The organism is Catellatospora aurea (assembly GCF_042663325.1).
In the GTDB taxonomy this organism is placed as follows: Bacteria; Actinomycetota; Actinomycetes; order Mycobacteriales; family Micromonosporaceae; genus Catellatospora; species Catellatospora aurea.
Genome location: NZ_JBHTAC010000007.1, coordinates 196,733 through 223,409, shown reverse-complemented (window position 1 = coordinate 223,409; position 26,677 = coordinate 196,733). Strand labels below are relative to the sequence as shown.

Here is a 26,677-nt window from a genome sequence, read left to right as displayed (position 1 = left end):
AGGGGTCACCGGCCGCCGCCGTTGGTGGGCCGCTGCCCAGCCCGGAGGCGCCGCCGGGCGGCCGGCTCAGACGACGGCGCGCAGCGCGCCGAGGAACGTGTCCACGTCGCTGTCCGTGGTGCCGATGCCGATGCTGGCGCGCAGCGCGGTGGCCGGCACGCCGTCCCAGCCAGCCCGCACCGAGGCCTCGCCGAGCAGGCGGCGGGCCAGCGGGTGGGCGCAGAACAGGCCGTCGCGTACGCCGATGTGGTGCTCCCGGGCCAGCCGCTGGGCGATCTCGGCGGAGTCGCGGCCGCGTACGGCGAAGGACACCACGCCGATGCGGGCCGCGTCGGCGTCGAAGGTGCGCAGCTCGGCGACGTCGGGCAGCTCCGCCAGCCCCGCCCGCAGCTTCGCCAGCAGGCGCTGCTCCTCGGCGTGCAGCGCGTACCGGTCGGCGGCCTCCAGGGTGGCGCACACCGCCGCCAGCGCCACCGCGCCGAGCAGGTTGGGAGTGCCCGCCTCGTGCCGGGCCGGGCCGGTGGTCCACCGCACGTCGTGGGTGGCGTCGCCGACCCCGCTGGTCGCCCCGCCACCGGCCAGGTACGGCCGTGCGGTGTCGAGCCAGTCGCCCCGGCCGACGAGCACGCCCGCACCGAACGGGGCGTAGAGCTTGTGCCCGGACAGCGCCACGTAGTCGACGTCGAGGGTGGACACGTCGACCGGCACGTGCGGGGCGAGCTGCGCCGCGTCGAGCACGACCCGCGCGTTGAACCGGTGCGCGATCAGCGCGAGCTGCGCGACCGGCCACAACTCGCCGGTGACGTTGCTCGCGCCGGTGACGGCGACCAGGACCTCGCCGTCGGCGTTGCCCCGGCGCACCTCGGCCAGCGCGGCGGCCAGGTAGCGCACCGCGGCGTCAGGCGAACCCGGCACCGGCAGGCGCACCGCGTTGGGCCAGGGCAGCAGGTTGGCGTGGTGCTCCCCGGCGTACGTGATCACCGTGGTGCCCGCGGGCAGCGCGTGTGCCAGCAGGTTCAGCGCGTCGGTGGTGTTGCGGGTGAACACCACGTGATCGCTCTCGCGTGCGCCGACGAAGTCGCCGACCGTCTGCCGAGCGCGCTCGTACTCCAGCGTGCAGCGCTGCGACAGCGCGCCCGCGCCCCGGTGCACCGAGCCGTACCAGGGCAGCAGTGCGGTGACCGCGTCGGCGGCGGCCTTCAGGCAGGGCGCGGTCGCCGCGTAGTCCAGATTGATCTGGCCGGGCACGCCGAGCACGGACAGCTCGGCCTCGGCCACGCGGACGGGTGTGACGTCCGCGGTCTCGACGGCACTACAGGGGCGTTGGGCGATTGCGGTCATGGGGCACCTCCGGGGTCAGGGGACCCCTGGACCGCTGGTGGGAGTCCTCGGAGCCGCCGTTCAGGCGGGTCGTCGGGACGAGCCACAAGCGGAGGCAAAGGTCCGCGCTTGCCCAGCACGACAACGGGCTGGGCCCGGTCATCACCCGGGGCACCCCACCGCGAACTACAGAGGGTTGCCGGTCAGCAAGCCGGGGCTTTGCTCTATCTTTCGACACCTTCGCCCGCTTGCGCAGGTGAATGTGAGAGCGGCTGACACTCGTGACCTTTCGCAGAGCATAGCGGAGGTAGGCTGCGCCCATGTCCGACCTCCCGACTCCTGGGACCGAACCCGGCAGGGCCGACGCCGGCCCCTACAGCGCGCCGTCGCCGCCGCCCGCGCCGGCCCAGCCCTTGCCGGTCGGCACGGCCCGGCTCGGCCTGCCGCCCGTGCTGCCGGAGCCGTCGCTGCCGCTCAAGCGCCCCCGGCGCTGGCTGCCGCTGCTGCTCGCGATCGTCGTCGTCGGCGGATCGGCCCTGGCCATGCTCGGTTACCTGGGCTGGCGGATCGGGCCACTGGCGTTCGCGGTCGGCCTGTCCGCGGCGCTGCTGCCGGTGCCGGTGCTCGTCGCCGCGTTCCTCTGGCTCGATCGGTACGAGCCGGAGCCGCCGCGCCTGCTGGTGATCAGCTTCCTGTGGGGCGCGTTCCCGGCGACGCTGCTGGCGCTGGGCGTCAACTCGTTCTTCACCGGCTGGCTGAACGTGGTCACGCTGCCCGACGCGGTGGTCGCCACGGTCGTCGCGCCGTTCATCGAGGAGCTGGGCAAGGCGGCGTTCCCGCTGTGGATCCTGTGGCGACGCCGCCGCGAGCTGTCCGGCATCACCGACGGCATCGTCTACTGCGGCCTGTCCGGGGTCGGCTTCGCGATGGTGGAGAACATCCTCTACCTGGGCGGGCACGGCTTCTACGCGGGCAACGAGCAGTGGGGGCCGTACTCCGGGGCGCAGCTGGTCTTCGGCATGTTCCTGGGCCGCATCCTGATCTCCGGGTTCGCCCACCCGCTGTTCACCTCGATGACCGGCATCGGCATCGGCATCGCCGCGCGCTCGGCCAGCAGCTGGGTGCGCTGGTGCGCCCCGGTGGGCGGGCTGCTGCTGGCGATGATCCTGCACGGCTCGTGGAACCTGATGGCCACGCTGTCCGCCTCGATCAGCCCCTACTTCTTCCTGTACGGCTACATCGCCGTCATGGTGCCGGTGTTCCTGTCCATGATCGGCGTCGCGCTGTGGGTGCGCGCCCGCGAGGGCCGGCTGGCGTTGCAGGTGCTGCCCGCGTACGCCACGGCCGGCTGGCTCACCCCGCCCGAGGTGGCGGCGATGGGCACGCTCGCCCGCCGGCACGCCGCCCGGGTCTGGGCGAAACGGGTCGCCGGGGAGCCGGGCCGCCGGGCGATGAAGGAGTTCCAGTTCGCCGCCACCCGGCTGGCGCTGGTGCGCGACGGCATGAACCGCGGCCTCGACGAGTACGACGCCGACCGGGCGCGCAGCGCGACCGAGGAGCGTGACCTGCTGCAGGTGCTCAGCACCACGCGGGCGGTGTTCGTGGGCCGCGATCCGCAGGTGCCGCCGTCCTTCTTCGACGGGACCGCGTACCGGATGGCGTTCCCGGACGGGGTGACCCGCACGGTGCCCATGCCTGCCGAGCCGGTGGTGCCGGTGCCGGTGCTGCTGCCCCCGCCCGCACCCGCGTACCCGGCATATCCCGCGCAGCCGGGGTACCCGTACCCGCCGCAGGCGTCCTGACGCCGTTGCCGCAAAAGGGCTCCGCCGGTGCGACCGGCGGAGCCCTTTTTCCGTTGGGTAAGTCAGGCCGCGGGGGCCGGCGGCGCTTTGACGATCACCGAGTCCGGTTCCGGTTGCGGGCGTCCGGCCAGCTGCCTGATCGCCGTGTTGAGCACCGCGATCAGCGGTACGGCGATCAGTGCGCCCACGATCCCGGCCAGCACCACGCCGGCGGCGATGCCGAGGATCACGGCGAGCGGGTGGATGGCCACCGCCCGCCCCATGATCAGCGGCTGGAGCAGGTGGCCCTCGATCTGCTGGATGGCGATGACCGCGGCCAGCACCAGCAGCGCCGTCAGTGGGCCGTTGGTGACCAGGGCGACCAGCACCGCGACCGCGCCGGACAGGGTCGCGCCGACGATCGGGATGAACGCGCCGAGGAACACCAGCGCGGCCAGCGGCAGCGCGAACGGCACCCGGAGGGCGGCCAGCGCGATACCGATGCCGACCGCGTCGATGAACGCGACCAGCACGGTGGCCCGCACGTACGCCCCCAGCGAGGCCCAGGCGGCCAGACCGGCCCGGTCGAGCGGCTCGCGGGCCTGGTTCGGCACCAGGCGGAGCAGGAAGCGCCAGATGACGCGGCCGTCACGCAGGAAGAAGAACAGCGTGAAGATCACCAGGAACAGGCCGCTGAGCACCTCGAACACGGTCGTCGCGGTGGTGATCGCGCCGGTCGTGAGCGCTTCCTTGTTGGTGGTGATGGTCTTGGTGACCGAGTCGATCGCGCTGCCCATCTGCGCGTCGGTCAGATGCAGCGGGCCGTTCTTGAGCCAGGCCTGAATCTGCTGCACGCCCTCGGCGGCGTTCTTGGTCAGGTCGGGCAGCCCGTTGACGAACTGGTTGATCACCAAGGTCAGCGTGCCGGCGACCCCGGCCAGACCCGTCACCACGACGATCGCGGTCGCCAGCGAGCGGTGCACGTGGATCCGGTTCAGCCAGCGCACCGCGGGCGCCAGCAGTGCGGCGAGCAGCATCGCGATCAGCACCGGCACGATGACGATGCTGATCTTCCCGAGGAACTGCAGCAGGTAGACGAGCACGAAGCCGAGCACGATGATGCGCCAGGCCCAGGCCCCGCCGATGCGCAGCGCGTACGGCACGTCCATGTCGTCGCGGCTGCTTGTCGAGTGGTGGGCCAGCTCCGGCTCGGCCACCTCGGGCAGCGGCTGCTCGGCCTCCCGGCGCTCGCGATCCTCCTGCTCACGCTTGGCGCGGGCGCTGGCGCGGCTGGCCTCGTAGGCCCGCCGCACGTTCGCCTTGAAGTTGTCCAAACGACCCACTGGTGTCCTCCCGTGGACAGGCAACGCCACCACGTTAGTCGCCTGCGGCCACCGCACCATCGGGGAAGTACCCTGACCGGCGTGACACTGAACGCAGACACCGCCGAGACCGGCCTGCCCATCCGTCTGCTGCACGACCGGGTGCTGGTCAAGCAGGAGGCGTCCGAGGGGGAGCGGCGCTCGTCCGCGGGCCTGGTGATCCCGGCGACCGCCTCGGTCGGGACGCGGCTGTCCTGGGCCACCGCCGTCGGCGTCGGCCCGCACGTGCGCGCGATCCAGGTCGGCGACCGGGTGCTGTTCGACCCGGACGAGCGCTCCGAGGTGGAGCTGCACGGCGAGGCGTACGTGCTGCTGCGCGAGCGCGACGTGCACGCGGTCGCCGCGTCCCGCGTCGAGCCGGACGCCACGGGCCTCTACCTGTGATCATTGCGCGCGGCTGACCCGGCCGCACCACCGTCTCGGCACGCGGTGGTGACCGCCCGCCCGGTGAACCCGGCCCGCGTCCCGCTGAAGCACCGGGCGTGCCGGCGAGCGGCCGCCGGTGACGGCTCGGCCGGGATCGGTCGGCTCGGCGACACGACCCGGGCACGGGATGACAGCGTGATCTAGGCTGCCGCGCGTGTTCGGCATCATCAGACCCTGCGCGCACAGCCTGTCCGAGCGGCTGCACAGCGAGTGGCTCGGCCACCTGTGCGGGCTGTGCCTGGCCCTGCGGGACGAGCACGGCCAGGCGGCCCGCATCGTCACCAACTACGACGGCCTGATCATCTCCGTGCTGACCCAGGCGCAGCAGGCGACCGTGCACCGGCGTACCGCCGGGCCGTGCCCGCTGCGCGGCATGCGGACCGCACCGGTGGCGCAAGGCGCGGGGGCGCGGCTGGCCGCGACGGTCTCCCTGGTGCTGGCGTCGGCCAAGCTGTCCGACCACGCCACCGACGGCGACGGCGCGTACGCCCGCCGCCCGGTCGCCGCCGGAGCCCGCCTGCTCGCGCGGCGCTGGGCCACCCGGGCCCACCGGTCCGGGCTGGACCTGGGCCTGGACACCGGCGTGCTGCTGACCGCCGTGCACGGCCAGCGGGAGGTGGAACGGGCGATCACCCTCGGCGGATCGCTGCTCGCCGTCACCGAGCCGACCGAACTCGCCACCGCCGCCGCGTTCGCGCACACGGCGGTGCTGGCGGGCCGACCCGGCAACGCCGAGCCGCTGGCCGAGGCGGGCCGCTTCTTCGGCCGGATCGCGCACCTGCTCGACGCGGTCGAGGACCGCGCCGCCGACCAGGCCACCGGGGCGTGGAACCCGCTGCTCGCCACCGGGTCGTCGTTCGCGCAGGCCGGGGTCCTGGCCCGGGACGCCGCGGCGGGCATCCGGCTGGCCCTGGACGAGGTGGCCTTCGACGACCGCAAGCTGGTGCACCGGCTGCTGGTGCACGAGGTCGAGCACGCCATCGAGCGCACCTTCGCCGGCTCCGACCCGGACTACTACCCGCCGGTCGTCCAGCCGGGCAAGAAGGGCCGCCGGCCGAAGGCGCCCAAGCCCTCGGGCAGCGGCTCGTGCTGGTGGCCGCAGGTGGAGCTGCCGCCGGTCACCCGCGGGCCGATCTTCGGCTGCGCGGTGGCGAGCTGGATGTGCTGCACCTGCCAGGTCTGCTGCCGCGACCCCTATCCGGGTCCGTGGAGCGGATTGCCCCGCGACGGCTGGTGCACCAACTGCGACTGCGGCAGCGACTGCGGCAGCTGCTGCGACGTCTGCAAGATCTGCAAACACTGCGACTGCTGCGACTGCTCCTGCGACTGCTGATCCACCCTGCCCGCCCGAGCCCGGCGCACCGCCCTGCCCACGGGAGCCGTCGCGACGCGCCGCCGCCCTGCCGCAGGGTCAGCTCTCGCTGAGGCGTTTCAGGGACTTGAGGACGACCTCCTGCTTGGTGGTGTACCAGAAGGGCGGGAGGCTGGCGCGCAGGAACGAGCCGTAGCCGCGGGCGGTCTCCAGGCGGGAGTCGAGCACGGCGACCACGCCCTTGTCCGAGGTGGACCGGATCAGCCGACCCACGCCCTGGGCCAGCCGGATGGCCGCGATCGGCACGCTCACCGCGGCGAAGCCCGAGCCGCCGCCCGCGTCGACCGCCGCCGAGCGGGCCGAGGCCAACGGCTCGTCCGGGCGGGGGAACGGCAGCCGGTCGATGACGACCAGCTGGCACGCGTCCCCGGGCACGTCCACGCCCTGCCACAGCGACATGACACCGAGCAGGCAGCTGTTGCGGTCCTCCCGGAACTTGCGGACCAGCAGCGGCAGCGCCTCGTCGCCCTGCAGCAGCACGGTCAGGTTCGTCTTCGCGCGCAGCAGCTCCGCGGCCTGCTGCGCGGCCTTGCGGGAGGAGAAGAGCCCGAGGGTACGCCCGCCGAGCGCCTCGACCAGCGCCAGCAGCTCCGCCCCGGCGGCGTCCGGCAGGCCCGACGCGGCAGGCCGGGGCAGGTGCGCCGCGACGTAGAGGATGCCCTGCTTCGGGTAGTCGAACGGGGAGCCGACGTCGAGAGACTTCCAGCCGGGCCCGGACGCGGGCTCGGGCTGCGCGCCCGGCTTGGCGGGAGCTTTCGTGCCCACGGGCAGGCCCAGCGAGCGGGCGAGGGTGTCGAAGTTGCCGCCGAGGGTCAGTGTGGCCGAGGTGGCGACGACGGTGCGGTCCTCGTAGAGCTTCTCGCCGAGCAGCCCGGCGACCGACAGCGGCGCGACCACCAGGGCCCGGCGCGGCTCGTGCTCCACCCAGACGACGTCGTGCTCGTTGTCCTCCAGCAGCCGCTGCGCGGTCTTGGACACCTCGTCGAGCAGCGCCTTGGCCTGCTGTTTGCGCACCGGATCGGGGTCCTCGGCCTTGATCTCGCCGATCCGGCTCAGGCCGCGGCGGGTCGCGCCGTCGAGCAGCGTGCACGCCTCGACGATGCCCGCCGGCAGCTTGCCGGTGATGCGCCCGGCCTGGGTCTCGGCCAGCCCGACGGTCAGCGCGTCGGCCGCCTCGACGAGGGACTGGTACTCCTCGCCCTCCACGAACGGGCGGGCGGCGCGGGCGGTGCGGTCCACCGCGTCCGGGGTCAGCTCGGCCTGGGCCGCGCTGGAGACCCGGTCGGCGAGCTCGTGCGCCTCGTCGATGATCAGCAGCTTGTGCTCGGGCACGATGTGCCGCCCGGCCATCATGTCGACCGAGAGCAGCGAGTGGTTGGTGACCACCACGTCGGCCTCGCGGGCGCGGGCGCGCGACAGCTCCGCGAAGCAGTCCGGCCCGTACGGGCAGCGGGCCGCGCCGACGCACTCGCGCGCCGGGGTCGACACCAAACGCCACGCGGTGTCGTCGACGCCCGGGTCGAGCTCGTCGCGGTCGCCGGTGTCGCTCTCCATCGCCCAGTCGCGGATGCGCTCGATCTGCTTGCCCAGCCGGCCGGACTCGCCGAGCCACTTCACCCCGCTGCCGCTGCTGCCCGCGTCGAACAGCGAGTCCTGCGGGTCCTGCTCGTCGGAGTGCTCCAGCTTCGCCAGGCACACGTAGTGGTGACGGCCCTTGAGCAGGGCGAACGTCGGCTCACGGCCGAGCAGCGGGGAGATCGCCTTGCCGATGCGGGGCAGGTCCTTCTCCACCAGCTGCGACTGGAGCGCGAGCGTGGCCGTCGAGATGACGACAGGTCCGTCCACCGTCAGCGCCGGGGCGAGGTAGGCCAGCGACTTTCCGGTGCCGGTGCCGGCCTGCACCAGCAGGTGGTCACCGGACTCGATGGCTGTGCTGATGGCTGCGGTCATGGCCTGCTGGCCGGGCCGTGCCGAGCCGCCGGGCACCGCGCCTACAGCGGCCTCTAGCAGGTCGAGGGCGCTGTGGTCACGTGTTCGCTTCTTCTTCGGCGGCACCGGTTGACCGTACCGGCTGGCACCGACGGTCTTCCACCGCGCCGCCGGATTTGGGACTATGGCGCATTGTGGGCGCGACCCGCGTCACCCCCGCATCGTTGCGCGGTGGTGCGAGGGTGTACGCCACCGCCGTGAAACGAGGTAGTCGATGGGCGTCGTACGGGTCGAGATCCGCAAGTTCGACGGCAGCGCGCACCGGGCCTTCCCGGCGACCCTGCTCGGCCGCGACGAGCACGGCACCTGGCTGGGCATCCCGAGCGGCACGGTCAGCGACACCGGCAAGGTGTACGAGATCCCCGGCGTCGTGCTCGTCCCGCACACCGGCTGGTGGACGGCCATGTTCAACGCCGCCCCCCGCAACACCTCGGTCTACTGCGACATCACCACCCCCGCCACCTGGAACGACGACACCGTCACCGTCACCGACCTCGACCTCGACGTACGCAAGATCCGCCTGACCGGTGAGGTTCAGCTGGTCGACGAGGACGAGTTCGCCGCCCACCAGACGAAGTTCGGCTACCCCGAAGAGGTTGTCCAGCAGGCCCGCGCCGCCGCCCAATGGCTCCTCGACGCCGTCCGCACCAACCAGGAACCCTTCACCACCCACTTCCACCGCTGGCTAGCCCACGTCTCCCCCTGACCCCTCTCCCGGGTCGATCATGAACTTATGGCACGGCTCGACGGCGTGTCCCACGCCTAACCTCATGATCAATTGACCCGTGACGCCACGTGCCAACGGTGCCGCCGGGCCGCCGGGTGTCGCTGGGCCGCCGAGTGCCGCTGGGCGGCCGGGTGTCGCCGGGTAGCCGACCTGCGGGGCCGCAGGGGTGGCGGGCCACAGGGCGGCAGGGTCGCGAGGGCGGCAGGGTGGCACCGAATGTGCTGTCGAACGCCGGGCCACGCGACCACACCCCCTCAGGTGATCATGAAGTTGTGGACACGACACGCCGCCGAGCCGTGCCATAAGTTCATGATCAACGGGGTAGGGGTGGGCGGAAGTTGGGGATGGGCGGTGTGGGGGTGGGTTTTGGGCGATGATCGGGATGTGGCGGATGTGTCCGGATTGCTGCGGGTCGGGTCGGGGGTGGACCTTGGGGCGATCGATCCGGCGGGGACGCCGGGGTTGCCGGATCGCAAGGGTGTGCGGCGGGATCCGAAGGGGTGGGCGCGGGCCGAGTTGGTGACGCTCGGGCAGGAGTTGGCGCGGCAGCAGGAGATGCTGTTCGCGAACGCCAAGGTCAATCCGGCTGATCAGCGGCGGGTACTGCTGGTGCTGCAGGCGATGGACTGCGGGGGCAAGGACGGCACCGTGAAGAAGGTGGCCGGCACGATGAACCCCGAGGGTCTGCGGATCACCGCCTTCGGGCCGCCGACGGCGGAGGAGCGGCAGCACGACTTCCTGTGGCGGATCCGCCGGGCGCTGCCGCTGCCGGGATACCTCGGCATCTTCAACCGGTCGCACTACGAGGACGTGCTGGTCGTGCGGGTACGCCGGCTGGCGCCGCCCCGGGTGTGGAAACCCCGGTACGAGAAGATCAACAGCTTTGAACGTGAGCTTGTCGACAGCGGGTTCTCCCTGGTCAAAATGATGCTGCACATCTCGTACGAGGAGCAGCGCCGCCGGTTGCTGGAACGCCTGCGGGACCCCACGAAGTACTGGAAGTACAACCCGGACGACGTCGACAACCGCGCCTACTGGCCCGCGTACCAGCAGGCTTATCAGGACGTGATCCAGCGGTGTGGGACTGATCACGCCCCCTGGCATGTGGTCCCGGCGGACCGGAAGTGGTACCGCGACTGGGCGGTGGCGCACCTCATCCTCGATGCCCTGAAACGCCTGGATCTGAGCTATCCGCCGGCCGACTTCGACCCGCGAGTCGAGACGAAGCGGCTGGAACGTGAGGAAACGGGCAGCACGGCGAAGGTGAACGGCAGGTGAACGGGCCATGAAGGGAAGAAGGCGCTGGGTGACCGGGTCACGAACGCCGGGTAACAGTGCTTAGCATTCCCCCGACCAGACCGTCCGGATGACACCACCAAACCAAAGGTGCTTGCGGTGAAGTTTTCACTCCGCCCCCAAGAGGGCGCCTTCTACGAGATGTTCTCCCGTGCCGCCCAGAACCTGGTGCGCGGCACGGAGCTGCTCTCCGAGCTGGCGCTGCCCGGCGCCGACGTGCAGTCGGTCAGCGAGCGGCTGGCCGAGGTCGAGCACGACAGCGACAAGATCACGCACGAGCTGTACAACAAGATCAACTCAACCTTCATCACGCCGTTCGACCGCGAGGACATCTACCGCCTCGGCTCCGGGCTCGACGACGTCATGGACCACCTGGAGGCCGTGGGCAACCTGGTCTACCTGTACGGCCTGACCAAGCTCCCGGCGCTGCCCCGCGAGATGATCGAGCTGATCGACATCCTGGACCAGCAGGCCAAGGTCACCGCGCTGGCCATGCCGCGGCTCAAGCAGATGAAGGGCCTCAAGGACTACTGGGTCGAGTGCAACCGCCTGGAGAACGACGGCGACCGCACCTACCGCATGCTGCTGGTCCGGCTGTTCAGCGGTGAGTACGACGCGCTGACCGTCCTGAAGATGAAGGAGGTCGCCGACGAGCTGGAGGCCGCCTGCGACGCCTTCGAGCACGTGGCGAACACCGTCGAGACCATCGCCGTCAAGGAGTCCTGATGCGCGGCCTCATCGCCGGCTGGGGAGCCTGACGTGAACGAACTCCTCATCCCGGTGCTCGCGGTCATCATCGCGGCCATGGTGTTCGACTACACCAACGGCTTCCACGATGCCGCGAACGCCATCGCCACCAGCGTCTCCACCCGGGCGCTGACCCCGCGGATCGCGCTGGGCATCGCCGCGCTGGGCAACTTCGTCGGCGCGCACTTCGGCGCCCAGGTGGCCAAGACCGTCGGCAGCGGCATCATCACCCCGCCCGAGGGTGAGGCCGGTCTGGGCATCGTGTTCGCCGGCGTCGTCGGGGCCATCGCCTGGAACCTGCTGACCTGGTATTTCGGCATCCCCTCGTCGTCCTCGCACGCCCTGATCGGCGGCCTGGTCGGTGCGATGCTGGGCGCGATCGCGTTCGGCGTGCAGGGCGAGGTGCTCTGGGGCGGCATCGTGGAGAAGGTCGTCATCCCGATGATCGCGTCGCCGGCCACCGGCTTCATCCTCGGCGCGCTCCTGATGCTGGCCCTGCTCTGGGCGGTGTACCTGCTGGCCAAGGCGACCGCGAAGAAGAAGGCGGGGCGGTTCTTCCACCCCACCCCGCTCAACCGGTTCTTCCGCATCATGCAGTCGCTGTCGGCGGTCGCCATGTCCGTCGGCCACGGCATGCAGGACGCCGCGAAGACCATGGGCATCATCGTGCTGGCGCTCTACACGGGCGGCTTCCAGAGCTCCAACGAGCACATCCCGGAGTGGGTGTTCTGGACCTCGGCCACCGTGCTGGCGCTCGGCACGTACGCGGGCGGCTGGCGCATCATCCGCACCCTGGGCCGCCGGGTCATCCACCTGGACCCGATGGCCGGTTTCGCGGCCGAGAGCGTCGCCAGCGGCGTGCTCTTCACCGCCGCGGCCTACGGCCTGCCCATCTCGACCACCCACACGATCACCTCGGCGATCATGGGCGTCGGCGCCACCAAGAAGTTCTCGGCCGTCCGCTGGGGCGTCGCCGGCAACATCGTGATGGCCTGGGTCCTCACCTTTCCCGGCGCGGCCCTGGCCGCCATCATCGCCTACGTCCTGGTCCGCCCCATCTTCTGAGTTCCCCAGCCAAGATCGCGACGATCTTGCGCGAACTGGTGGTGATACGCCCGAAAAGGCGTGTCGTACCCGCGGTACGCGCAAGATCGTCGCTTTTGGTGTCAGTAGGTGACGCCGATCTGGGCGCGGACGGCGTCCAGGGTGCTCATGACGGACAGGGTCGAGGACAGCGGGATCAGGTCGGATTCCAGCTTGCCCTCGCGGAGGCAGCGGGTCGCCTCGGCGGCCTCGAAGTGCAGGCCCGACGGGGCGGTCTCGAACTCCTGCGGGTCGGCGCCGTGGCGGTGCAGGACGAAGCGCTCGGCGGCGTGGAAGCCCCAGGGGAGTTCGATGCGGCCCTGGGTGCCGACGATCGTGGCATTGCGTACGTCGCCGTTGACGCCGCAGTACAACGACGCCACCGCGCCCGACGGGAAGCCCAGCGAGATGGTGGTGCGCTCGTCGGTGCCCTCCGGGAACAGGTGCGCCCAGGCGCGGACCTGGTTCGGCTCGCCGAGCAGGAGCTGCGCGAAGCCGATCGGGTACACGCCCAGGTCCAGCAGTGCGCCGCCGCCCAGTTCGGGGTTGCGCAGGCGGTGCGAAGGGTCCGGGTCCAGGCCGATGCCGAACGCGGCCTGGACCGCGACCAGCTCACCGATCGCGCCGTCGGCGATCAGCTCCTGGATCTTCAGCGTGGACGGCAGGGTACGCGTCCAGAACGCCTCCATCAGGAACAGCTCGCGTTCCCGGGCGATGGTGACGAGGTCCTGGGCCGACGCCAGGTCGAGGGTGAAGGCCTTCTCCACCAGCAGCGGCTTGCCGGCCCGCAGGCACAGCGAGGCCGCCGCGTGGTGGTGGGAGTGCGGGGTCGCGATGTAGATGATGTCCACGTCCGGGTCGGCGGCCAGCGCCTCCCACGAGCCGTGGGACCGCGCCGCGCCGTGCTCGGCGGCGAAGGCCTGCGCGGACGACGCCGTCCGCGAGCCCACCGCCGCCAGTTCCGTGCCCGGCACCTGGCCCAGCTCGCGTGCGAAGCGTGCGGCGATCCCGCCCGTGGCGAGAACGCCCCAACGAATCTGATCAGTCACGACCCGAAGCTACACCGGTTAAGGAGCCCGTCGGAGCGGCCGCCCGGTGTCCATCCGGAGCGCAGCGCAGGATGGACGACCGGTCAAGGCCGCGGAGCGGGCTCCGCGTGTTGTAGTGCGGGCTCCGCGTGTTGTGTTGCGGGCTCCGCGTGTTGCAGTTCAGCCGCCGACGCGGATCAGGCGGGCGCTGAGGTGCGGCGTCAGGCCCTCACCGACCGCGGCCATGTCCTGGGCGTACAGCAGCGCGCCTTCGACGATGCCGTAGAGCCGGTGCCCGGCGGTGACCTCCTTGGCGGTGGACGTACGCGCCACGAAGTCGGTCACCATCTCGATCCGGGGCGGGTTCGCCTCGACCTTGCCGAGGTACAGCTCCATGATCCCGGTTGGGTTGGTCATGATCGCTTCGAGCTCGTCGCCGTCCTTGCCCGCCGGACGCCACCAGCCGACCTCGCGCCCGCCCGGCCGCACCGGCTTGGACTCCGCGTCGAGGATCCACGCCTTCGACTCGTAGAACAGGAACGGCCGGCCGTCGTGGCTGATCCGGATCTCCTGCGCGTAGTCGAAGTCCTCGATCGACGGGTAGCCGCCCCGGCCGCGGCCCCGCCACACTCCGACGAAGGGCAGCAGGTCCAGCAGGTCCGGGTGCAGGTCCGGCCCGGTGCGCAGGTCGTGGGTCTCCTCGTAGGGGTACGGGTCGACCGGCGGCGCGTTCAGCCACGGCGGCGGCTGCAGCGGATTCTCTTCAGTACTCACCGTTTCAACCCTCTTCGTCGTTCACGACTGCGGAACTCGCCGACCCCGGCCCTGGTGCGGGCAGGCACTCTCACCAGCGGCCGCGCGAGATTTTGACGGCCACATAGGCCAGGCCGCCGGCGAGCGCGCCGAATCCGGCGACCAGCAGGCTGACGAACCCGATCTCGGTGACCACGGGTAGATCCTATGAGGCGCGCCCGGCGGCCGTGCATAAGCTGTCGGACGTGGCACGCAAACTCATCGTGAAGACGACCGCCGGAGCCGACGCGCCGGAGCGGTGCGCGCAGGCGTTCACCGTGGCCGCGACCGCTGTGGCGGCCGGTGCGCAGGTGTCGTTGTGGCTGACCGGAGAGGCGAGCTGGTTCGCGCTGCCCGGCCGCGCCGCCGAGTTCGACCTGCCGCACTCCGCGCCGCTGCCCGATCTGCTCGACGCGATCCTGGCCGCCGGCACCGTCACCCTGTGCACCCAGTGCGCCGCCCGCCGCGAGATCACCCCTGCCGACGTCCTCCCGGGCATCCGCATAGCCGGCGCCGCCGTCTTCGTCGAAGAAGCCCTCTCCGAAGACACCCAAGCCCTCGTCTACTAGCGGACGAAGGAAGGGCACCTTCACAACGCTCCGCGTTGTAGAAGGTGCCCTTCCAAACCCTGCGGTGCCGGCGGGCTGGGCGGGGGCCGGTCAGGGGACGCGGCAGCCGGAGTTGAGGTCGACGGTCACGATGCCCTCGCCGGACACCTTGCCGCGGACCGCCACGTAGTTGCCCGCGTCGTAGAAGAAGCCCTCCTTGGGGCCGTCCGCGGGCCGGGTGACGGCGTCGGGCAGCGCGGACGCCAGCGCCTCGATCATGGCGGACTCGCCGCCGGTCGGGCCGGAGACGATCAGTGTGCGGACCACCGAGACGCCGTCGCGGGCGGCGGACAGGCTGCAGGCCTTCTCGGCGTACCCCTTGTCCTGGATCGTCGCCCCGGCCGGGACGCGTGCGGTGACCTGGCCGACGACCTCGTCGATGGTGGCCTTTGCCGAGGCGGCGGTGGTCTGGTCGCGCAGCGACGGCGGGTCGTTGCGGGCGGACCAGACGGCGAGACCCAGCAGCAGCAGCGCCCAGCCGATGACGAGGGTCGGCCACAGGTAGCGGCGGGCGGCCGGCTTCGGCTGGGGCGGCGGGGCGGCCTCGGGTGCTGGCGCGTCGATGGTCACGCCGTTCATGCTGCCACGTGTGTGCCCGTGGGCGTGTCGCGGTGGCCGCCCGAGCACCGCCCGCGGACAGAGATCGGCGTTTGCGGACAGAATGTCGGGCCAGGCCTCACTTCACGTCCTGAAACAGCGATCATCACCCGCAACACCCCTCCCATCGCGCCTCCGCCCCCGCCCCCGCCTCCGCCTGCGCCGACAGGCGGCAGGCGTTCGGAAGGGCACCTTCCATAACGCGGAGCGTTAAGAAGGTGCCCTTCCTTCGAAAACTAGGCGACGGCGAGGGAGACCTCGTTGACGCCGCGGGCGGCGTCGACGGTGGCGTCGCCGTTGCCGAAGCGGGACAGGGCCCGCAGCTGCCAGGTGCCCGGCGCGGCGAAGAAGCGGAACTGGCCCGCCGGCGAGGTCACGACCTCGGCGGTGAACTCGCCGCTGCGGTCGAGCAGGCGCACGTACGCCCCGGCGACCGGGTCACCGGACGCCTGCACGACGCCGGTGATGACGGTCTCCTTCTCCAGGTCGACGCTGAGCGGCAGCGGGGCGGCCTGGTCGGGGGCGGCGCAACCGGCCGCGACAGTGGAAGCAGCAGTCTGTGCGGTCATGGTGATCACGCCTTCCCGGGCTCGTCGCCCAGTGCCACCGGCACGCCGACCAGCGAGCCGTACTCGGTCCAGGATCCGTCGTAGTTCTTCACGTTCGCCTTGCCGAGGATCTCCTGCAGCACGAACCAGGTGTGCGAGGAGCGCTCGCCGATGCGGCAGTACGCGATGGTGTCCAAGCTGTCGTCGATGCCGGCGGCCGCGTACAGCTCGGTCAGCTCGGCGTCGGACTTGAAGGTGCCGTCCTCGTTCGCGGCCTTGGACCACGGCACGCTGAGCGCCGTGGGGATGTGGCCGGCCCGCTGCGCCTGCTCCTGCGGCAGGTGGGCGGGGGCGAGCAGGCGGCCCGCGTACTCGTCGGGCGAGCGCACGTCGATGAGGTTCTGCACGCCGATCGCCTTGACGACGTCGTCGCGGAAGGCGCGGATGCTCAGGTCCTGGTCCTGGGCGACGTACTGGGTGGCGGGGCGCGTTACCTCGTCCTTGGACAGCGGGCGGGCGTCCAGCTCCCACTTCTTGCGGCCGCCGTCGAGCAGCTTCACGTCGCCGTGGCCGTAGAGCTTGAAGTACCAGTACGCGTACGCCGCGAACCAGTTGTTGTTGCCGCCGTACAGCACGACGGTGTCGTCGTTGGCGATGCCGCGCGAGGACAGCAGCGCCTCGAACTGCTCCTTGTTGACGAAGTCACGGCGCACCGGGTCCTGCAGGTCCTGGCGCCAGTCCAGCTTGATCGCGCCGGCGATGTGGCCACCGTCGTAGGCGGTGGTGTCCTCGTCGACCTCGACGAACACGACGCCGGGTGCGGCGATGTTCTTCTCGGCCCAGTCGGCCGAGACGAGGGCGGATTCGCGACTCATGGAGTTCTCCCTTGAGATGTGGCTGGTGGATGAACGTCTGGTGCGGGTGACGCCACCGGGAGCGCGAGCGGGAGAAAGAAAACGTCGCCGCGTACGGGTCCACAGGGGGTTCACCGGGTACAGGGCGACGGCGGCTGGCTGACTTGCGGGGGCGGCCGGCTCTGCGATGAGCGGGCGATGCGAGTCAGTTGACAGAGCTGCTAAACGATCACGGAAGCGCGATCGAGGTGCGCAAACTGTGCCGCCGTCAGAGGACGGGGCAACACAGGCACGTGGCCACGCGGCACAGGTCGACCGCGCGCCGCTTGGTAAGCAGCGGACTCATAGTTGGTGACCCTACCAGCAGCGCTGTGATTTCGGGAATGTGTCGTCCACCATCCGGGACCGGTGGATCACCCTCCGAGATCGCGGAAGGTGATCCACTCGGCCGTCAGGCCAGCTCGACGTCCTTGGCGGTGAAGGACACGACGAGGCCGGTCGACTCGGTCTGCACGTCGGTCAGTTCCAGGTTGAAGGGCAGCTTCGGCAGGGTCAGCGTCACCGCGAGCCGGTCCTTGTAGGTGTTGAGGATCGTCTGGCTGATCGAGCCGGCGGCGCCTTTGAGCGAGGTGACGCGCAGCCGCACGTGGCTGCCGTCCACGACGGTGACCTCGGCGGTGCCGGTGACCTCGCCGATGAGCGGCACCTTGCCGCTGACCCGGACGTCGTTCGGGCCGGCCGAGGTCAGGGTGATCCCGCTCAGGCCGCTGGCCTCGACCAGGCTGGCGTACGACACGGTCGCGTCGCCGTCGACCCGGGCCGCCACCGGCCGCGCGGTGCCGTCCATGAGCTGGGACAGCTCCGCCTCGACGTCGTGGGCTGCCACGTTGAGCAGCGGCAGGGGCAGCGTGCCGCCCTTGAGGTCGCGCATCGTGATGTCGATCTGGGTGTACCGCCCGGCCGCGACCTGGGTCAGGAACGGGAAGCCCTGGATCTCGACCTCCGGCGGGGTCGAGGTGATGCCCTGGTCCTGCATCCGCGCGGACACCCGCGCGGCGATCTCACGTTCCGCGAAGTGCGCGCCGGCCCGGTCGGCTATCGCGACGAGCACCCCACCGACGACGAGCAGGACCGCGGTGACCGTGAGGAACTTCTTCATGCGGGCACCAGGAAGAACACGCTGATCACGTACGCGACCGGCGCGGCCAGCGCGAAGCCGGCCAGCGGGCCCTGCATGTGCCGGGCCAGCCACATGGTCGGCGCCTCGCCGGACTGCTCCCGCCCCGCCTCGGCGAAGCCGATGGTGAGGTCGGCCAGCACGGCGGCCCCGGCGGCGGCCATGCCGATCATCGCGGCCTGGCTGGGTGTGAACGGCACCAGGTAGCGGCCGATCACGGCGGCCACGCCGGTGCCCAGCATCGCGCCGATGACGATGCCCGCGGAGCCGCGCGGCACCTGGTCGGCCAGGCGCGGGTACGGCGCGAACACGTCGGTCAGGCGGGCGACGCCCAACGCGATGCCGCTGGCGATGAGACAGACCACAATGGCCTGTGTGCCCGCGGGAAGGCGGGTCAAAACAATGAGCGTGGCGAACGAGACCACGCCGAGCACGATGACCACCGTCGAGCCGAGCGACTCGGAGACGTGCATCCGCCCCTCGGGCCGCACCATCTGGCCCACGACGCCGGCGACCAGGCCGCCTGCCGCGATGAGGCCGAGCGGAGCCACCGAGGCCACGTCGCTCACGATCGCGGCGACGTCGGCGGCGAGCGCCGCGAGCACGCCCACCGTGGCGACCACCTTCACCCCGGGCGGGCGGATCGCCATGGTGGTGGCGAAGACGTAGAGCAGCTGCGCACCGAAGATCACGACGGCGTACGGGATGCGGCCCGTGCCCACACCCGCGGTTTGCGCGCCCATCACCAGGCCCACGCCGAGCAGCAGCGCGAAGCCGGCCACGGCCGCCGACAGCAGCCGCCGGACCGGGACGATCTCGGCCTCGGGGCCGTCCTGGCCGTCGTCGGGTTCGGCGTCGCCACCGCGGGCGCGCCGCCGGTCCTTCGTCTTCACCGCCTCGTCCCGGCGCGAACGCGCGCCGGGCTCGGCGCCCCGCTCGGCGGCGCCGCGGCTCGCGGGCACGGGAACGGGCGCAGGGCCACGGCCGGCCGGGCCAGGGCCGGGCCGGTGCGGCCCGTCGAACTGAGGGCCGGATGACCTGCGATTACGGACGCTGTCGTCGGGAGGGGAACCGAGCACGCAACGATCGTGCCACCTCACCCCCCAAGAGCGCACCTCACCGGGGTGGGAACCTGCGCGACTCGGGCGCGGCGCGCGAAACACGCGCGAAAACTGACCGAAACATTGCCTCGCGATCACGCCCGGTGAGTGACAAAGCCATGAGGTGCTGGTATTTCTATTGTTCTCGACTATGCTCATGCTTTACCCGCCCGTCAGCGACGCCGGGACCGACGTGAGGCCAGCCACGCCCCCCATGTGCTGCTCGCGCGGCCCTAGCCGCGAGGACGGAGGCGATCCGTGGAAATTCTGCTCCTGGTGACCGCACGCGCCGGCGAACCATCCGTTGTGCTTCCCGCGCTCGACCTGCTCCCACACACCGTGCGCACCGCGCCCCGCGACGTGCGCACTTTGGTGTCGGCCCCCAGCCCTGACGCGGTGCTGGTCGACGCGCGCACCGAACTGTCCGAGGCGCGGGCCACCTGCCGCATGCTGCACGCGACCGGTCTCGGCGTGCCGCTGATCGCGGTGGTCACCGAGGCCGGCCTGGTCGCGATGAACGCCGACTGGGGCGTGGACGACATCATTCTGGCCACGGCCGGTCCCGCTGAGGTGGAGGCGCGGCTGCGGGTGGCGGTCGGCCGGCTCAACTCCGCGACCGCCGCCGCCGGCGGCCTCATCCGCGGCGGCGAGCTGACCATCGACCCGGACACGTACGCGGCCAAGCTCAAGGGACGCCCGCTGGACCTCACGTACAAGGAGTTCGAGCTGCTGAAGTTCCTGGCGCAGCACCCGGGCCGGGTCTTCACCCGCGACCAGCTGCTGCGTGAGGTGTGGGGCTACGACTACTTCGGCGGCACCCGCACCGTGGACGTGCACGTGCGGCGCCTGCGCGCCAAGCTCGGCTCGGAGTACGAAGCCATGATCGGCACGGTCCGCCAGGTCGGCTACAAGTTCGTGGTGCCGTCCTCGCGCCAGCAGCTGGCCGAGCGCCCGCTCACCGACGCGGCCGAGCAGCTGCTCGCCGACCTGCCCACGATCTGACCCCCTCGGACCTGTCGCGCCCGTGGCTCCGGCCACGGGCGCGATCTGCTGCCCGGCGGGCGCGACCCGATTCACCGTGCGGGCATGAAGCGTTTTAACCGCTCCCGGCTACGCTGACGCCATGATCGGGTATGCCGAGCGGCGCGACCGGCTCACGCCGGACGAGGTCGCCGCCGTGGTCGAGCTGGCACGCGCGGCGGGGGACACCGACGGCGCATACCCGCTGTCCGAACACACCGTGCTGCACCTGCGGCACGGCGGTGAGGCCCCCGCGGTGCACCTCATAGCCCGCACCGCCGACGGCGAACTCGCCGGCTACGCCCACGTGGACACCACCGACGCGGTGGACGGGCCCTCGGCGGAGCTGGTCGTGCACCCCCTGCGCCGCCGCCACGGCCTGGGCCGGGCCCTGGTCAAGGCGGCCATCGAGGCGGCGGCCGAGGCCGACCCCGCGGGCCGGCTGCGGCTGTGGGCGCACGGCGACCACCCGTCGGCCGGCGCGCTGGCGCTGTCGCTGGGCTTCCGCCGGGCCCGGGTGCTGTGGCAGATGCGGCGCTCGCTGTTCGCCGAGGTGCCCCAGCCCGACCTGCCCGCGGGCGTGCTGCTGCGCCCGTTCCGGCCGGGCGAGGACGACGAGGCCTGGCTGGCGCTCAACGCGCGGGCCTTCGCCGACCACCCGGAACAGGGCCGGTGGACCCTGCGCGACCTGCACGTGCGGATGGCCGAGCCGTGGTTCGACCCGGCGGGCTTCCTGCTCGCCGAGCGCGACGGCGTGCTGGCCGGGTTCCACTGGACCAAGGTGCACGGCGAGCTGCGCCGCGATGCCGAGGACGCGCACCACCACGACCCGATCGGCGAGGTGTACGTGCTCGGCGTCGATCCGTCGGCGCACGGCTCCGGCCTGGGCCGCGCGCTGACCGCGGCCGGGCTGCGCCACCTGCGGGCCCAGGGACTCGACCAGGTCATGCTGTACGTCGACGAGTCGAACACCGCCGCGACGGCGCTCTACCAGCGGCTGGGCTTCGCCCGCTGGTCCACCGACGTGCTGTTCCAGCGGGCCTGAACACCCCCTTCCGCAATCCTGTGAGATCCATCATCATCTAAGGGTGCGCCCTCGGCCGGCGGCGACGGGTGGGAGGCGGCGTCATGGAGCAGGAGCCGCCCGACGTGCTGTCGCAGGGCGACCCTGCACCGGCCCTGGCCGCGCCCGCCGACTTCACCGACTGGGTGGCCCGCCGCCTGCCGCCGCTGGAGCACGCCGCCCGGCAGCTCACCGGCGACGACGCGGAGGCCGCCGCGCTCGCCCGGGAACTGCTCGGCCTGGTCGCGATGCGCTGGCCGAGGTTGCGCGCCAACGACGCGGAGCACCACGCCCCGCCCGGCGCGGCGGCGGACCGGCTCCTGCGGCGGCTGTTCGCGCGGGAGGCGGCCGATGCCATGCCGCAGCACCGGGTGCGGCTGGACCTGGACCGCACCCCGCCCGCCCGCCGTATCGGCCGCGCGCTGCCCACGACCGCCGAGGACGAGGCAGCCGCGCTGTGGCAGCGCGGCCGGGCCACCACGCGCCGCCGGTTGCTGATCGCGGGCGCGGTCGGCGCGGTGGCGCTGGGCGCGGCCGGCATCAGGGCGCTGACCACCGGGCGCGACGAGGGCCCGGCACCGCTGCCCGCCCTGCCCACCGGCCCGGCCCCGCTCGACGGGGTGGACGAGGTGCCGGCGGTGGCGCGGCAGCTCACGCTGCCCGTGGCGCTGGTCGCGAAGCTGCCGAGAGAACTCGCGCCCGGTGATCCGGCGCGGCTGCCCGCGTTGAGCGCTCGGCCGACGCTGCGGGCGCTCGCGGTGCTCGACGCCGCGACCGGCGGGGGTGCCACGGGCCCGCTGCTGGTGCTGGGCGAGGACGGCGGCTGGCGTCGGGTGGACAAGCTCCCGGCGGCGGCCGCCGCGCTGCTGTCGGCGGGAGCGCTCGCCCCGGACGGCACCCGGATGGCGGTGGTCACCGCCGACGAGCTGTGGGTGGTCGAGGCGGCCACCGGCCGGGCGCGGAAGTACGACGCCGCGCCGCAGTCGCCCGTCGTCGTCTGGCTCGGGCCGCGGCATCTGCTGGTCGCGGCCGACCAGCTGCTCGACGTCGGCACCGGTGCGCTGCTGCCGGTGCCGACAGGGGCGCGCGACGCGATCGCGCCCCGCCGCGCGGCCGGGACGGACGCGCCGTCGACGGTGCTGGAACTGCTCTCGGCCGGGGACCCGATCACGGCCCCGCCGCGGGTGCGCAGCTGGGAGTTCGACGGGCGTTACCACAGCGAGGGCACGATCGCGGTGACCGGGCCGGGCGCGGGGCGGCTGGGTCAGTTCCTCGGCCCCGGGTTCGGGGTCGCGGGCGGGGGAGACCTGGTCGCGCGGATGTGCGAGCCGATGGGGCTGCCGGTACGCGCCGACTGGCGGCCCGCCGAAGCGGTGGCCGTGCTGGATCCCGGCGCGGCCCGGGTGCGACGGCTGCTGGTGGCGGACGCCGACGTGACCGGCGGCCTGACGCTGCTGGGCTGGCTGGACCGGCGGCGGGTGCTGCTGAGCTGCGGTGGCGGATCGGGCGCGACGCCCGGGGTGACCCAGCGGGTGCTGGTGTGGGACGTACGCGACGGCGGCCTCGCGCTGGTGGCGACGGTGGCCTCGGGCGGCGCACTGTCGCTGGCCGACCTGGACGGGGCTGTGTGACCCCGTTCACCTTCCGGCCACATCCTGCTGAGGGGACCGACACCGGTCCTGTTTTGCCTGTTCACCCTACGTTCACCTGAGACGGGAGAACCGTCTACCTGGGCCGTGCAATGTCGGGGTCAGGCCGGCGACGGCCGTTATCCCTGACTAGGAAGGCACCCCTGAAGTGAACCGTAACGTGCTCTCTCGGCGCGTGCTTGCGGGCGTCGCGATCGCTGCGCTTGCTCTTGCCGGTTGCTCCTCGAAGGGCGACACCACCGCGGACCCCTCCGCCAGTGCCGCCAGCGGCGTGGCCGCCCTCTCCGGTGAGCTGAAGGCCTCGGGCGCCAGCTTCCCGAACACCTACTACCAGGAGGTCATCCTCTCCCTGAAGGATGCCGCTCCGAACTTCAAGGTGACCTACAACTCGGTGGGTTCCGGCACCGGCAAGAAGGAGTTCGGCTCCGGCCTGGTCGACTTCGCCGGCACCGACAGCACGGTCAAGGACACCGACGGCGTGCCCGCCGGTTCCTACCTCTACATCCCGACCGTCGCCGCGCCGATCACCGTGTCGTACAACCTCAAGGGCGTCGACAAGCTGCAGCTCAGCCCGGTCACCCTGGCCAAGATCTTCCAGCGTGAGATCAAGACCTGGAACGCGCCGGAGATCGCCGCCGACAACCCGGGCGTGACCCTGCCGGCCACCGCGATCTCCGTGGCGCACCGCTCGGACGGCTCGGGCACCACCAACAACTTCACCAAGTACATGGTGGCCGCCGCGGGCGCCGCCTGGAAGCTGGGCAGCGGCGACACCGTCGCGTGGCCGGCCGACACCCAGGCCGGTGCCAAGAACACCGGTGTGGCGCAGCTGATCAAGGCCGCTGACGGCGGTATCGGCTACGTCGACCTGAGCGACGCCAAGGACTCCGGTCTGCCGTTCGCCGCGATCAAGAACAAGGACGGCCAGTTCGTGCTCCCGACGCTGGACGGCGCCACCGCGGCGCTCGCCGGCGCCGAGCTCAAGGACGACCTGACCTTCAACCCGCTGAACGCGGCGGGCGCCAACTCCTACCCGATCACGGCGCCGACCTACCTGCTGGTCAAGCCGAAGTACGACGACCCGAAGAAGGCCGAGCTGGTCAAGGGCTTCGTCAAGTACCTGCTGACCGACGGCGCGGCCATCGCGGCCGAGGTCAACTACGCGGTGCTGCCGGCCGACCTGCAGGCCAAGGCCCTCGCCCAGCTGGACAAGGTCAGCTGAAGCTGATCTGACCTGAGCACCACCCCGGTGCGGCGGGTCCTGCCCGGACCCGCCGCACCGGCCTCGCCAGGCCACCCCTCGGAGAAGAGATGACAGTCCTAGACAAATCCGCTCAGCTGACCCGGAAGGACCGCGGCAGGCACGCCGACCGGCTCTTCTGGGCCTTGTGCGTCTCCGCGGGCTTCGCGGTGCTGGTGATCCTGGCGTTGATCCTGATCACCATGGTGAAGGAGGCCTACCCGGCCTTCTCGTCCGAGTTCTTCACCAGCTCGACCTGGATCCCCAACGACCCCGACGGCGACGGTCCGGCCAAGCCGGTCTACGGCACCCTCGCCTTCCTGTACGGCACGCTGGTGGTCTCCGCCATCGCCGTCATCGTCGCGGTCCCCGTCTCGATCGGCATCGCGCTCTTCCTGACCGAGCTGGCCCCGCGCCGGATCCGCACCGCCATCGTCACCCTCATCGACCTGCTGGCGGCGGTGCCCTCGGTGGTGTTCGGCCTGTGGGGCATCCTGGTCGTCGCGCCGGCCATGACGCCGGTCTACAACTGGCTGCACGAGGTGCTGGGCGGGGTGCCGGTGCTCGGCGCGCTGTTCGGCGAGCCGCGCAGCAGCGGCCGCAGCTTCATGACCGCGGGCCTGATCCTCGCCATCATGATCGTCCCGATCATCACGTCGATCGCGCGCGAGGTCTTCGCGACCGTGCCCGACTCCGACAAGCAGGCGGCCTGGGCACTCGGCGCCACCCGCTGGGAGATGATCAAGGGTGCGGTGCTGCCGCACAGCTTCGGCGGCGTCGTCGGCGCGGTCATCCTGGGCCTCGGCCGCGCGATGGGCGAGACCATCGCGGTCGCCCTGGTCATCGGCAGCTCGGTGCAGATCGCCGCGAACCTGTTCGAGGGCGGCTACGCGCTGCCGGCCATCATCGTCGACCAGTGGGGCGAGTCCACCGGGGAGTTCACCGCGGCCCTGATCGGCATGGGTGTGGTGCTGTTCGTCATCACCGTCGTGGTCAACCTGATCGCCCGGTTCGTCGTACGCCGGGCGGAGATCCGGATGAGGGGAGCGTCAGCATGACCACGACCGCCACCCGTCCCGCGGCGGCTGCTCCGGTGCCGGCGGACCTGCGCCGTTCCGCGCTGCCGCTGCGCCGCCGCCTGACCGACGGCTTCAGCAAGTCGCTCATGGGCCTGGCGCTGATGATCGCGCTGATCCCGCTGGGTCTGGTCATCTTCCACGTGGCCAGCCGGGGCCTGGCGCTGATCAGCTGGGACTTCCTGATCGAGGACATCCCGAACTCGGCCCGCCGGGCCGGCGGCGGTATGGGCCCCGCGGTGGCCGGCACGCTGGTCATCACCGGCGCCGCGGCCGCCATGGCGATCCCGCTCGGCGTGCTCGGTGCGATCTACCTCAACGAGTACGGCAAGCAGAACGCGCTGGCCCGGCTCATCCGGACGATGTCGGACGTCATGACGGGCGTGCCCTCGGTCGTCATGGGTCTGTTCATCTACGTCTCGTACGTGCTGGTGGTCAAGGAGCAGTCCGGCTTCGCGGCCGCGCTCGCCCTGGGCTGCCTGATGCTCCCGGTGATCATCCGCAGCTCCGAGGAGATGCTCCGGCTGGTGCCGGACGAGCTGCGCCAGGCCAGTGCCGCACTCGGCGCCCGGCGGTGGAAGACGACGATCTCCGTGGTGCTGCCCGCAGCGATCTCCGGCATCGTCAGCGGCGTGATGCTGGCCATCGCGCGAGCCGCGGGCGAGACCGCGCCGGTCGTGCTGGTCGCCGGCACGATCTTCACCGCCAACTGGAGCCTGGACGGGGCCAACACCACCCTGGCCGCGCAGATCTTCAAGAACGCCGGAGAGCCGTTCCCAGCGGCCCAGGAACGCGCGTGGGGCGCGGCGCTCACGCTGATGGTGATCGTGCTCCTGTTCACCGTCGCGTCCCGCCTGATCTCCAGCCGCTTCGCCATCAAGGAACGTTGAGGATGACCGCCATGAGCACCGACTTCACCCTGTCCACCCTTCTTCCGGGAGCCGTGCCCGCCATGCCCGTCGCGTCCGCACCGCCGGTGATGCAGCTGGAGAACGTCAGCGTCTTCTACGGCAACTACGAGGCCGTCCGCGGCACCACCATGGCCGTCCGCGAGCACCAGATCACCGCGCTCATCGGCCCGTCGGGCTGTGGCAAGAGCACCGTGCTGCGCTCGCTCAACCGGATGAACGACCTGGTGGCGGGTGCCCGGGTGGCCGGCAAGATCACGTTCCACGGCCAGGACCTGTACGCCCCGGACGTCGACCCGATCCAGGTGCGCCGCCGCATCGGCATGGTCTTCCAGAAGCCGAACCCGTTCCCGAAGTCCATCTACGAGAACGTGGCGTACGGCCTGAAGATCAATGGGATCAAGGACAACATGGACGACCGTGTCGAGCAGGCGCTGCGCGGCGCGGCCCTGTGGGACGAGGTCAAGAACAAGCTGAAGACCAGCGGCCTGGCCCTGTCCGGCGGTCAGCAGCAGCGGTTGTGCATCGCGCGGGCGATCGCGGTCAAGCCCGAGGTGATCCTCATGGACGAGCCGTGCTCCGCGCTCGACCCGATCGCCACCGGCAAGATCGAGGACCTGATGCACGACCTGGCGGGCACGTACACCATCGTGATCGTCACCCACAACATGCAGCAGGCGGCCCGCGTCAGCCACCACACCGCGTTCTTCACCGCGGAGCTGGACGAGGCCGGCGTGCGCCACGGCCGCCTGGTCGAGTTCAACGACACCGGCCGCATCTTCACCAACCCCGCCGACAAGCGCACCGAGGACTACATCACCGGCCGCTTCGGCTGATCGGCCCCGCGGCCTGGCCTGGCCGACGGCCGCGGACCAGCGGCAACTCTTTAAGACT

The 26,677-nt window shown here is 71.6% G+C and carries 27 protein-coding genes and 1 riboswitch; of the genes, 15 read left to right on the top strand and 12 right to left on the bottom strand.

From position 1 onward, the window contains the following. Nucleotides 1–66: 66 nt before the first annotated feature. Nucleotides 67–1,341, bottom strand: coding sequence for an aminotransferase class V-fold PLP-dependent enzyme (locus ACFQO7_RS10070; RefSeq protein WP_376806097.1), 1,275 nt, complete (start codon nucleotides 1,339–1,341; stop codon nucleotides 67–69). Nucleotides 1,342–1,440: 99 nt separating this feature from the next. Next, a riboswitch (SAM riboswitch) is annotated at nucleotides 1,441–1,559 on the bottom strand. An 81-nt stretch (nucleotides 1,560–1,640) separates the two neighbouring features. Between ACFQO7_RS10070 and ACFQO7_RS10065 the strand changes: the two genes are divergently transcribed. After that, nucleotides 1,641–3,122, top strand: coding sequence for a PrsW family intramembrane metalloprotease (locus ACFQO7_RS10065; protein WP_376806096.1), 1,482 nt, complete (start codon nucleotides 1,641–1,643; stop codon nucleotides 3,120–3,122). Nucleotides 3,123–3,184: 62 nt separating this feature from the next. Here ACFQO7_RS10065 and ACFQO7_RS10060 read toward each other — a convergent pair whose 3' ends face one another. Beyond that, complete coding sequence (locus ACFQO7_RS10060) at nucleotides 3,185–4,444, bottom strand: AI-2E family transporter (RefSeq protein ID WP_376806095.1); 1,260 nt, start codon at nucleotides 4,442–4,444, stop codon at nucleotides 3,185–3,187. Between the two features lie 87 nt (nucleotides 4,445–4,531). On the opposite strand from ACFQO7_RS10060, the gene ACFQO7_RS10055 reads away from it, so the two are divergent. Next, entirely contained in the window at nucleotides 4,532–4,867 is a 336-nt protein-coding gene (locus ACFQO7_RS10055) for a GroES family chaperonin (protein ID WP_360531399.1), read from the top strand. Nucleotides 4,868–5,063: 196 nt separating this feature from the next. After that, nucleotides 5,064–6,242: a DUF5685 family protein gene (locus tag ACFQO7_RS10050; RefSeq protein WP_376806094.1), complete on the top strand. Its 1,179-nt coding sequence runs from the start codon at nucleotides 5,064–5,066 to the stop codon at nucleotides 6,240–6,242. Between the two features lie 78 nt (nucleotides 6,243–6,320). Here the strand turns inward: ACFQO7_RS10050 and ACFQO7_RS10045 are convergent, their stop codons facing one another. Beyond that, complete coding sequence (locus ACFQO7_RS10045; RefSeq protein ID WP_376806108.1) at nucleotides 6,321–8,231, bottom strand: ATP-dependent DNA helicase; 1,911 nt, start codon at nucleotides 8,229–8,231, stop codon at nucleotides 6,321–6,323. A 253-nt stretch (nucleotides 8,232–8,484) separates the two neighbouring features. Here ACFQO7_RS10045 and ACFQO7_RS10040 point away from each other — a divergent pair, with 253 nt between their 5' ends. From ACFQO7_RS10040 to ACFQO7_RS10025, 4 genes are all read left to right on the top strand, one after another. After that, nucleotides 8,485–8,976, top strand: a complete 492-nt coding sequence (locus tag ACFQO7_RS10040) for a DUF402 domain-containing protein (protein WP_361045343.1) — start codon at nucleotides 8,485–8,487, stop codon at nucleotides 8,974–8,976. A 330-nt stretch (nucleotides 8,977–9,306) separates the two neighbouring features. After that, on the top strand, nucleotides 9,307–10,275 hold the full coding sequence (locus ACFQO7_RS10035) for a PPK2 family polyphosphate kinase (protein ID WP_376806093.1): 969 nt from the start codon (nucleotides 9,307–9,309) through the stop codon (nucleotides 10,273–10,275). Between the two features lie 117 nt (nucleotides 10,276–10,392). Next, nucleotides 10,393–11,019, top strand: a complete 627-nt coding sequence (locus ACFQO7_RS10030; protein ID WP_376806092.1) for a DUF47 domain-containing protein — start codon at nucleotides 10,393–10,395, stop codon at nucleotides 11,017–11,019. Between the two features lie 33 nt (nucleotides 11,020–11,052). After that, complete coding sequence (locus tag ACFQO7_RS10025; RefSeq protein WP_376806091.1) at nucleotides 11,053–12,105, top strand: inorganic phosphate transporter; 1,053 nt, start codon at nucleotides 11,053–11,055, stop codon at nucleotides 12,103–12,105. Nucleotides 12,106–12,206: 101 nt separating this feature from the next. Here the strand turns inward: ACFQO7_RS10025 and ACFQO7_RS10020 are convergent, their stop codons facing one another. The 3 genes from ACFQO7_RS10020 to mtfM all read right to left on the bottom strand — a co-directional run bounded on the left by ACFQO7_RS10020 (nucleotide 12,207) and on the right by mtfM (nucleotide 14,100). Beyond that, entirely contained in the window at nucleotides 12,207–13,172 is a 966-nt protein-coding gene (locus ACFQO7_RS10020) for a Gfo/Idh/MocA family protein (protein ID WP_376806090.1), read from the bottom strand. Nucleotides 13,173–13,331: 159 nt separating this feature from the next. Beyond that, nucleotides 13,332–13,925 (bottom strand): heme-binding beta-barrel domain-containing protein, encoded by a 594-nt coding sequence (locus ACFQO7_RS10015; protein WP_360531111.1) that lies wholly within the window; start codon nucleotides 13,923–13,925, stop codon nucleotides 13,332–13,334. A gap of 70 nt (nucleotides 13,926–13,995) precedes the next feature. Further along, nucleotides 13,996–14,100, bottom strand: a complete 105-nt coding sequence (gene mtfM / locus ACFQO7_RS10010) for a small membrane protein MtfM (RefSeq protein WP_269059029.1) — start codon at nucleotides 14,098–14,100, stop codon at nucleotides 13,996–13,998. Between the two features lie 40 nt (nucleotides 14,101–14,140). On the opposite strand from mtfM, the gene ACFQO7_RS10005 reads away from it, so the two are divergent. Continuing rightward, on the top strand, nucleotides 14,141–14,512 hold the full coding sequence (locus tag ACFQO7_RS10005) for a DsrE family protein (RefSeq protein WP_239167851.1): 372 nt from the start codon (nucleotides 14,141–14,143) through the stop codon (nucleotides 14,510–14,512). 90 nt (nucleotides 14,513–14,602) lie between these two features. Here the strand turns inward: ACFQO7_RS10005 and ACFQO7_RS10000 are convergent, their stop codons facing one another. The 6 genes from ACFQO7_RS10000 to ACFQO7_RS09975 form a co-directional block, all read right to left on the bottom strand. Beyond that, entirely contained in the window at nucleotides 14,603–15,121 is a 519-nt protein-coding gene (locus ACFQO7_RS10000; RefSeq protein ID WP_360531114.1) for a hypothetical protein, read from the bottom strand. Between the two features lie 263 nt (nucleotides 15,122–15,384). Further along, the gene (locus ACFQO7_RS09995) at nucleotides 15,385–15,717 is read right to left on the bottom strand and encodes a DUF1416 domain-containing protein (protein ID WP_203697347.1); all 333 of its coding nucleotides are present in this window, start codon (nucleotides 15,715–15,717) and stop codon (nucleotides 15,385–15,387) included. Nucleotides 15,718–15,722: 5 nt separating this feature from the next. Further along, on the bottom strand, nucleotides 15,723–16,571 hold the full coding sequence (locus ACFQO7_RS09990; RefSeq protein WP_376806089.1) for a sulfurtransferase: 849 nt from the start codon (nucleotides 16,569–16,571) through the stop codon (nucleotides 15,723–15,725). A 247-nt stretch (nucleotides 16,572–16,818) separates the two neighbouring features. Continuing rightward, nucleotides 16,819–16,896, bottom strand: a complete 78-nt coding sequence (locus tag ACFQO7_RS09985) for an Ms5788A family Cys-rich leader peptide (protein WP_330164811.1) — start codon at nucleotides 16,894–16,896, stop codon at nucleotides 16,819–16,821. A 105-nt stretch (nucleotides 16,897–17,001) separates the two neighbouring features. Beyond that, nucleotides 17,002–17,709, bottom strand: coding sequence for an LmeA family phospholipid-binding protein (locus ACFQO7_RS09980; protein WP_376806088.1), 708 nt, complete (start codon nucleotides 17,707–17,709; stop codon nucleotides 17,002–17,004). Then, a complete protein-coding gene (locus ACFQO7_RS09975) occupies nucleotides 17,706–18,689 on the bottom strand; it encodes a hypothetical protein (RefSeq protein ID WP_376806087.1) in 984 nt (327 codons plus the stop codon). Before ACFQO7_RS09975 ends, ACFQO7_RS09980 begins: the two co-directional genes overlap by 4 nt. 396 nt (nucleotides 18,690–19,085) lie before the next feature. Here ACFQO7_RS09975 and ACFQO7_RS09970 point away from each other — a divergent pair, with 396 nt between their 5' ends. The 7 genes from ACFQO7_RS09970 to pstB all read left to right on the top strand — a co-directional run bounded on the left by ACFQO7_RS09970 (nucleotide 19,086) and on the right by pstB (nucleotide 26,619). Continuing rightward, nucleotides 19,086–19,829 carry a winged helix-turn-helix transcriptional regulator gene (locus ACFQO7_RS09970; protein WP_376806086.1) on the top strand — a complete coding sequence of 248 codons (744 nt, stop codon included), beginning with the start codon at nucleotides 19,086–19,088 and terminating at the stop codon, nucleotides 19,827–19,829. Nucleotides 19,830–19,950: 121 nt separating this feature from the next. After that, nucleotides 19,951–20,892, top strand: a complete 942-nt coding sequence (gene mshD / locus ACFQO7_RS09965; RefSeq protein WP_376806085.1) for a mycothiol synthase — start codon at nucleotides 19,951–19,953, stop codon at nucleotides 20,890–20,892. A gap of 83 nt (nucleotides 20,893–20,975) precedes the next feature. Then, nucleotides 20,976–22,541: a hypothetical protein gene (locus ACFQO7_RS09960; protein WP_376806084.1), complete on the top strand. Its 1,566-nt coding sequence runs from the start codon at nucleotides 20,976–20,978 to the stop codon at nucleotides 22,539–22,541. A gap of 289 nt (nucleotides 22,542–22,830) precedes the next feature. Beyond that, nucleotides 22,831–23,781, top strand: coding sequence for a phosphate ABC transporter substrate-binding protein PstS (gene pstS / locus ACFQO7_RS09955; protein WP_376806083.1), 951 nt, complete (start codon nucleotides 22,831–22,833; stop codon nucleotides 23,779–23,781). 89 nt (nucleotides 23,782–23,870) lie between these two features. Beyond that, nucleotides 23,871–24,857: a phosphate ABC transporter permease subunit PstC gene (gene pstC / locus ACFQO7_RS09950; protein WP_376806082.1), complete on the top strand. Its 987-nt coding sequence runs from the start codon at nucleotides 23,871–23,873 to the stop codon at nucleotides 24,855–24,857. Continuing rightward, nucleotides 24,854–25,765, top strand: coding sequence for a phosphate ABC transporter permease PstA (gene pstA, locus ACFQO7_RS09945; protein WP_376806081.1), 912 nt, complete (start codon nucleotides 24,854–24,856; stop codon nucleotides 25,763–25,765). Before pstC ends, pstA begins: the two co-directional genes overlap by 4 nt. Nucleotides 25,766–25,827: 62 nt before the next feature. Continuing rightward, complete coding sequence (gene pstB / locus ACFQO7_RS09940) at nucleotides 25,828–26,619, top strand: phosphate ABC transporter ATP-binding protein PstB (RefSeq protein ID WP_376806107.1); 792 nt, start codon at nucleotides 25,828–25,830, stop codon at nucleotides 26,617–26,619. The last annotated feature ends 58 nt before the right edge of the window (nucleotides 26,620–26,677 follow it).

Bases quoted from the DNA above. Each gene is read 5' to 3' on its own strand.
- ACFQO7_RS10070 (WP_376806097.1), bottom strand. From the start codon at position 1,341: ATGACCGCAATCGCCCAACGCCCCTGTAGTGCCGTCGAGACCGCGGAC.
- ACFQO7_RS10065 (WP_376806096.1), top strand. From the start codon at position 1,641: ATGTCCGACCTCCCGACTCCTGGGACCGAACCCGGCAGGGCCGACGCC.
- ACFQO7_RS10045 (WP_376806108.1), bottom strand. From the start codon at position 8,231: ATGACCGCAGCCATCAGCACAGCCATCGAGTCCGGTGACCACCTGCTG.
- ACFQO7_RS10040 (WP_361045343.1), top strand. From the start codon at position 8,485: ATGGGCGTCGTACGGGTCGAGATCCGCAAGTTCGACGGCAGCGCGCAC.
- ACFQO7_RS10035 (WP_376806093.1), top strand. From the start codon at position 9,307: ATGATCAACGGGGTAGGGGTGGGCGGAAGTTGGGGATGGGCGGTGTGG.
- ACFQO7_RS09995 (WP_203697347.1), bottom strand. From the start codon at position 15,717: ATGACCGCACAGACTGCTGCTTCCACTGTCGCGGCCGGTTGCGCCGCC.
- ACFQO7_RS09990 (WP_376806089.1), bottom strand. From the start codon at position 16,571: ATGAGTCGCGAATCCGCCCTCGTCTCGGCCGACTGGGCCGAGAAGAAC.
- ACFQO7_RS09985 (WP_330164811.1), bottom strand. From the start codon at position 16,896: ATGAGTCCGCTGCTTACCAAGCGGCGCGCGGTCGACCTGTGCCGCGTG.
- ACFQO7_RS09980 (WP_376806088.1), bottom strand. From the start codon at position 17,709: ATGAAGAAGTTCCTCACGGTCACCGCGGTCCTGCTCGTCGTCGGTGGG.
- mshD (WP_376806085.1), top strand. From the start codon at position 19,951: ATGATCGGGTATGCCGAGCGGCGCGACCGGCTCACGCCGGACGAGGTC.
- ACFQO7_RS09960 (WP_376806084.1), top strand. From the start codon at position 20,976: ATGGAGCAGGAGCCGCCCGACGTGCTGTCGCAGGGCGACCCTGCACCG.
- pstC (WP_376806082.1), top strand. From the start codon at position 23,871: ATGACAGTCCTAGACAAATCCGCTCAGCTGACCCGGAAGGACCGCGGC.
- pstA (WP_376806081.1), top strand. From the start codon at position 24,854: ATGACCACGACCGCCACCCGTCCCGCGGCGGCTGCTCCGGTGCCGGCG.
- pstB (WP_376806107.1), top strand. From the start codon at position 25,828: ATGCCCGTCGCGTCCGCACCGCCGGTGATGCAGCTGGAGAACGTCAGC.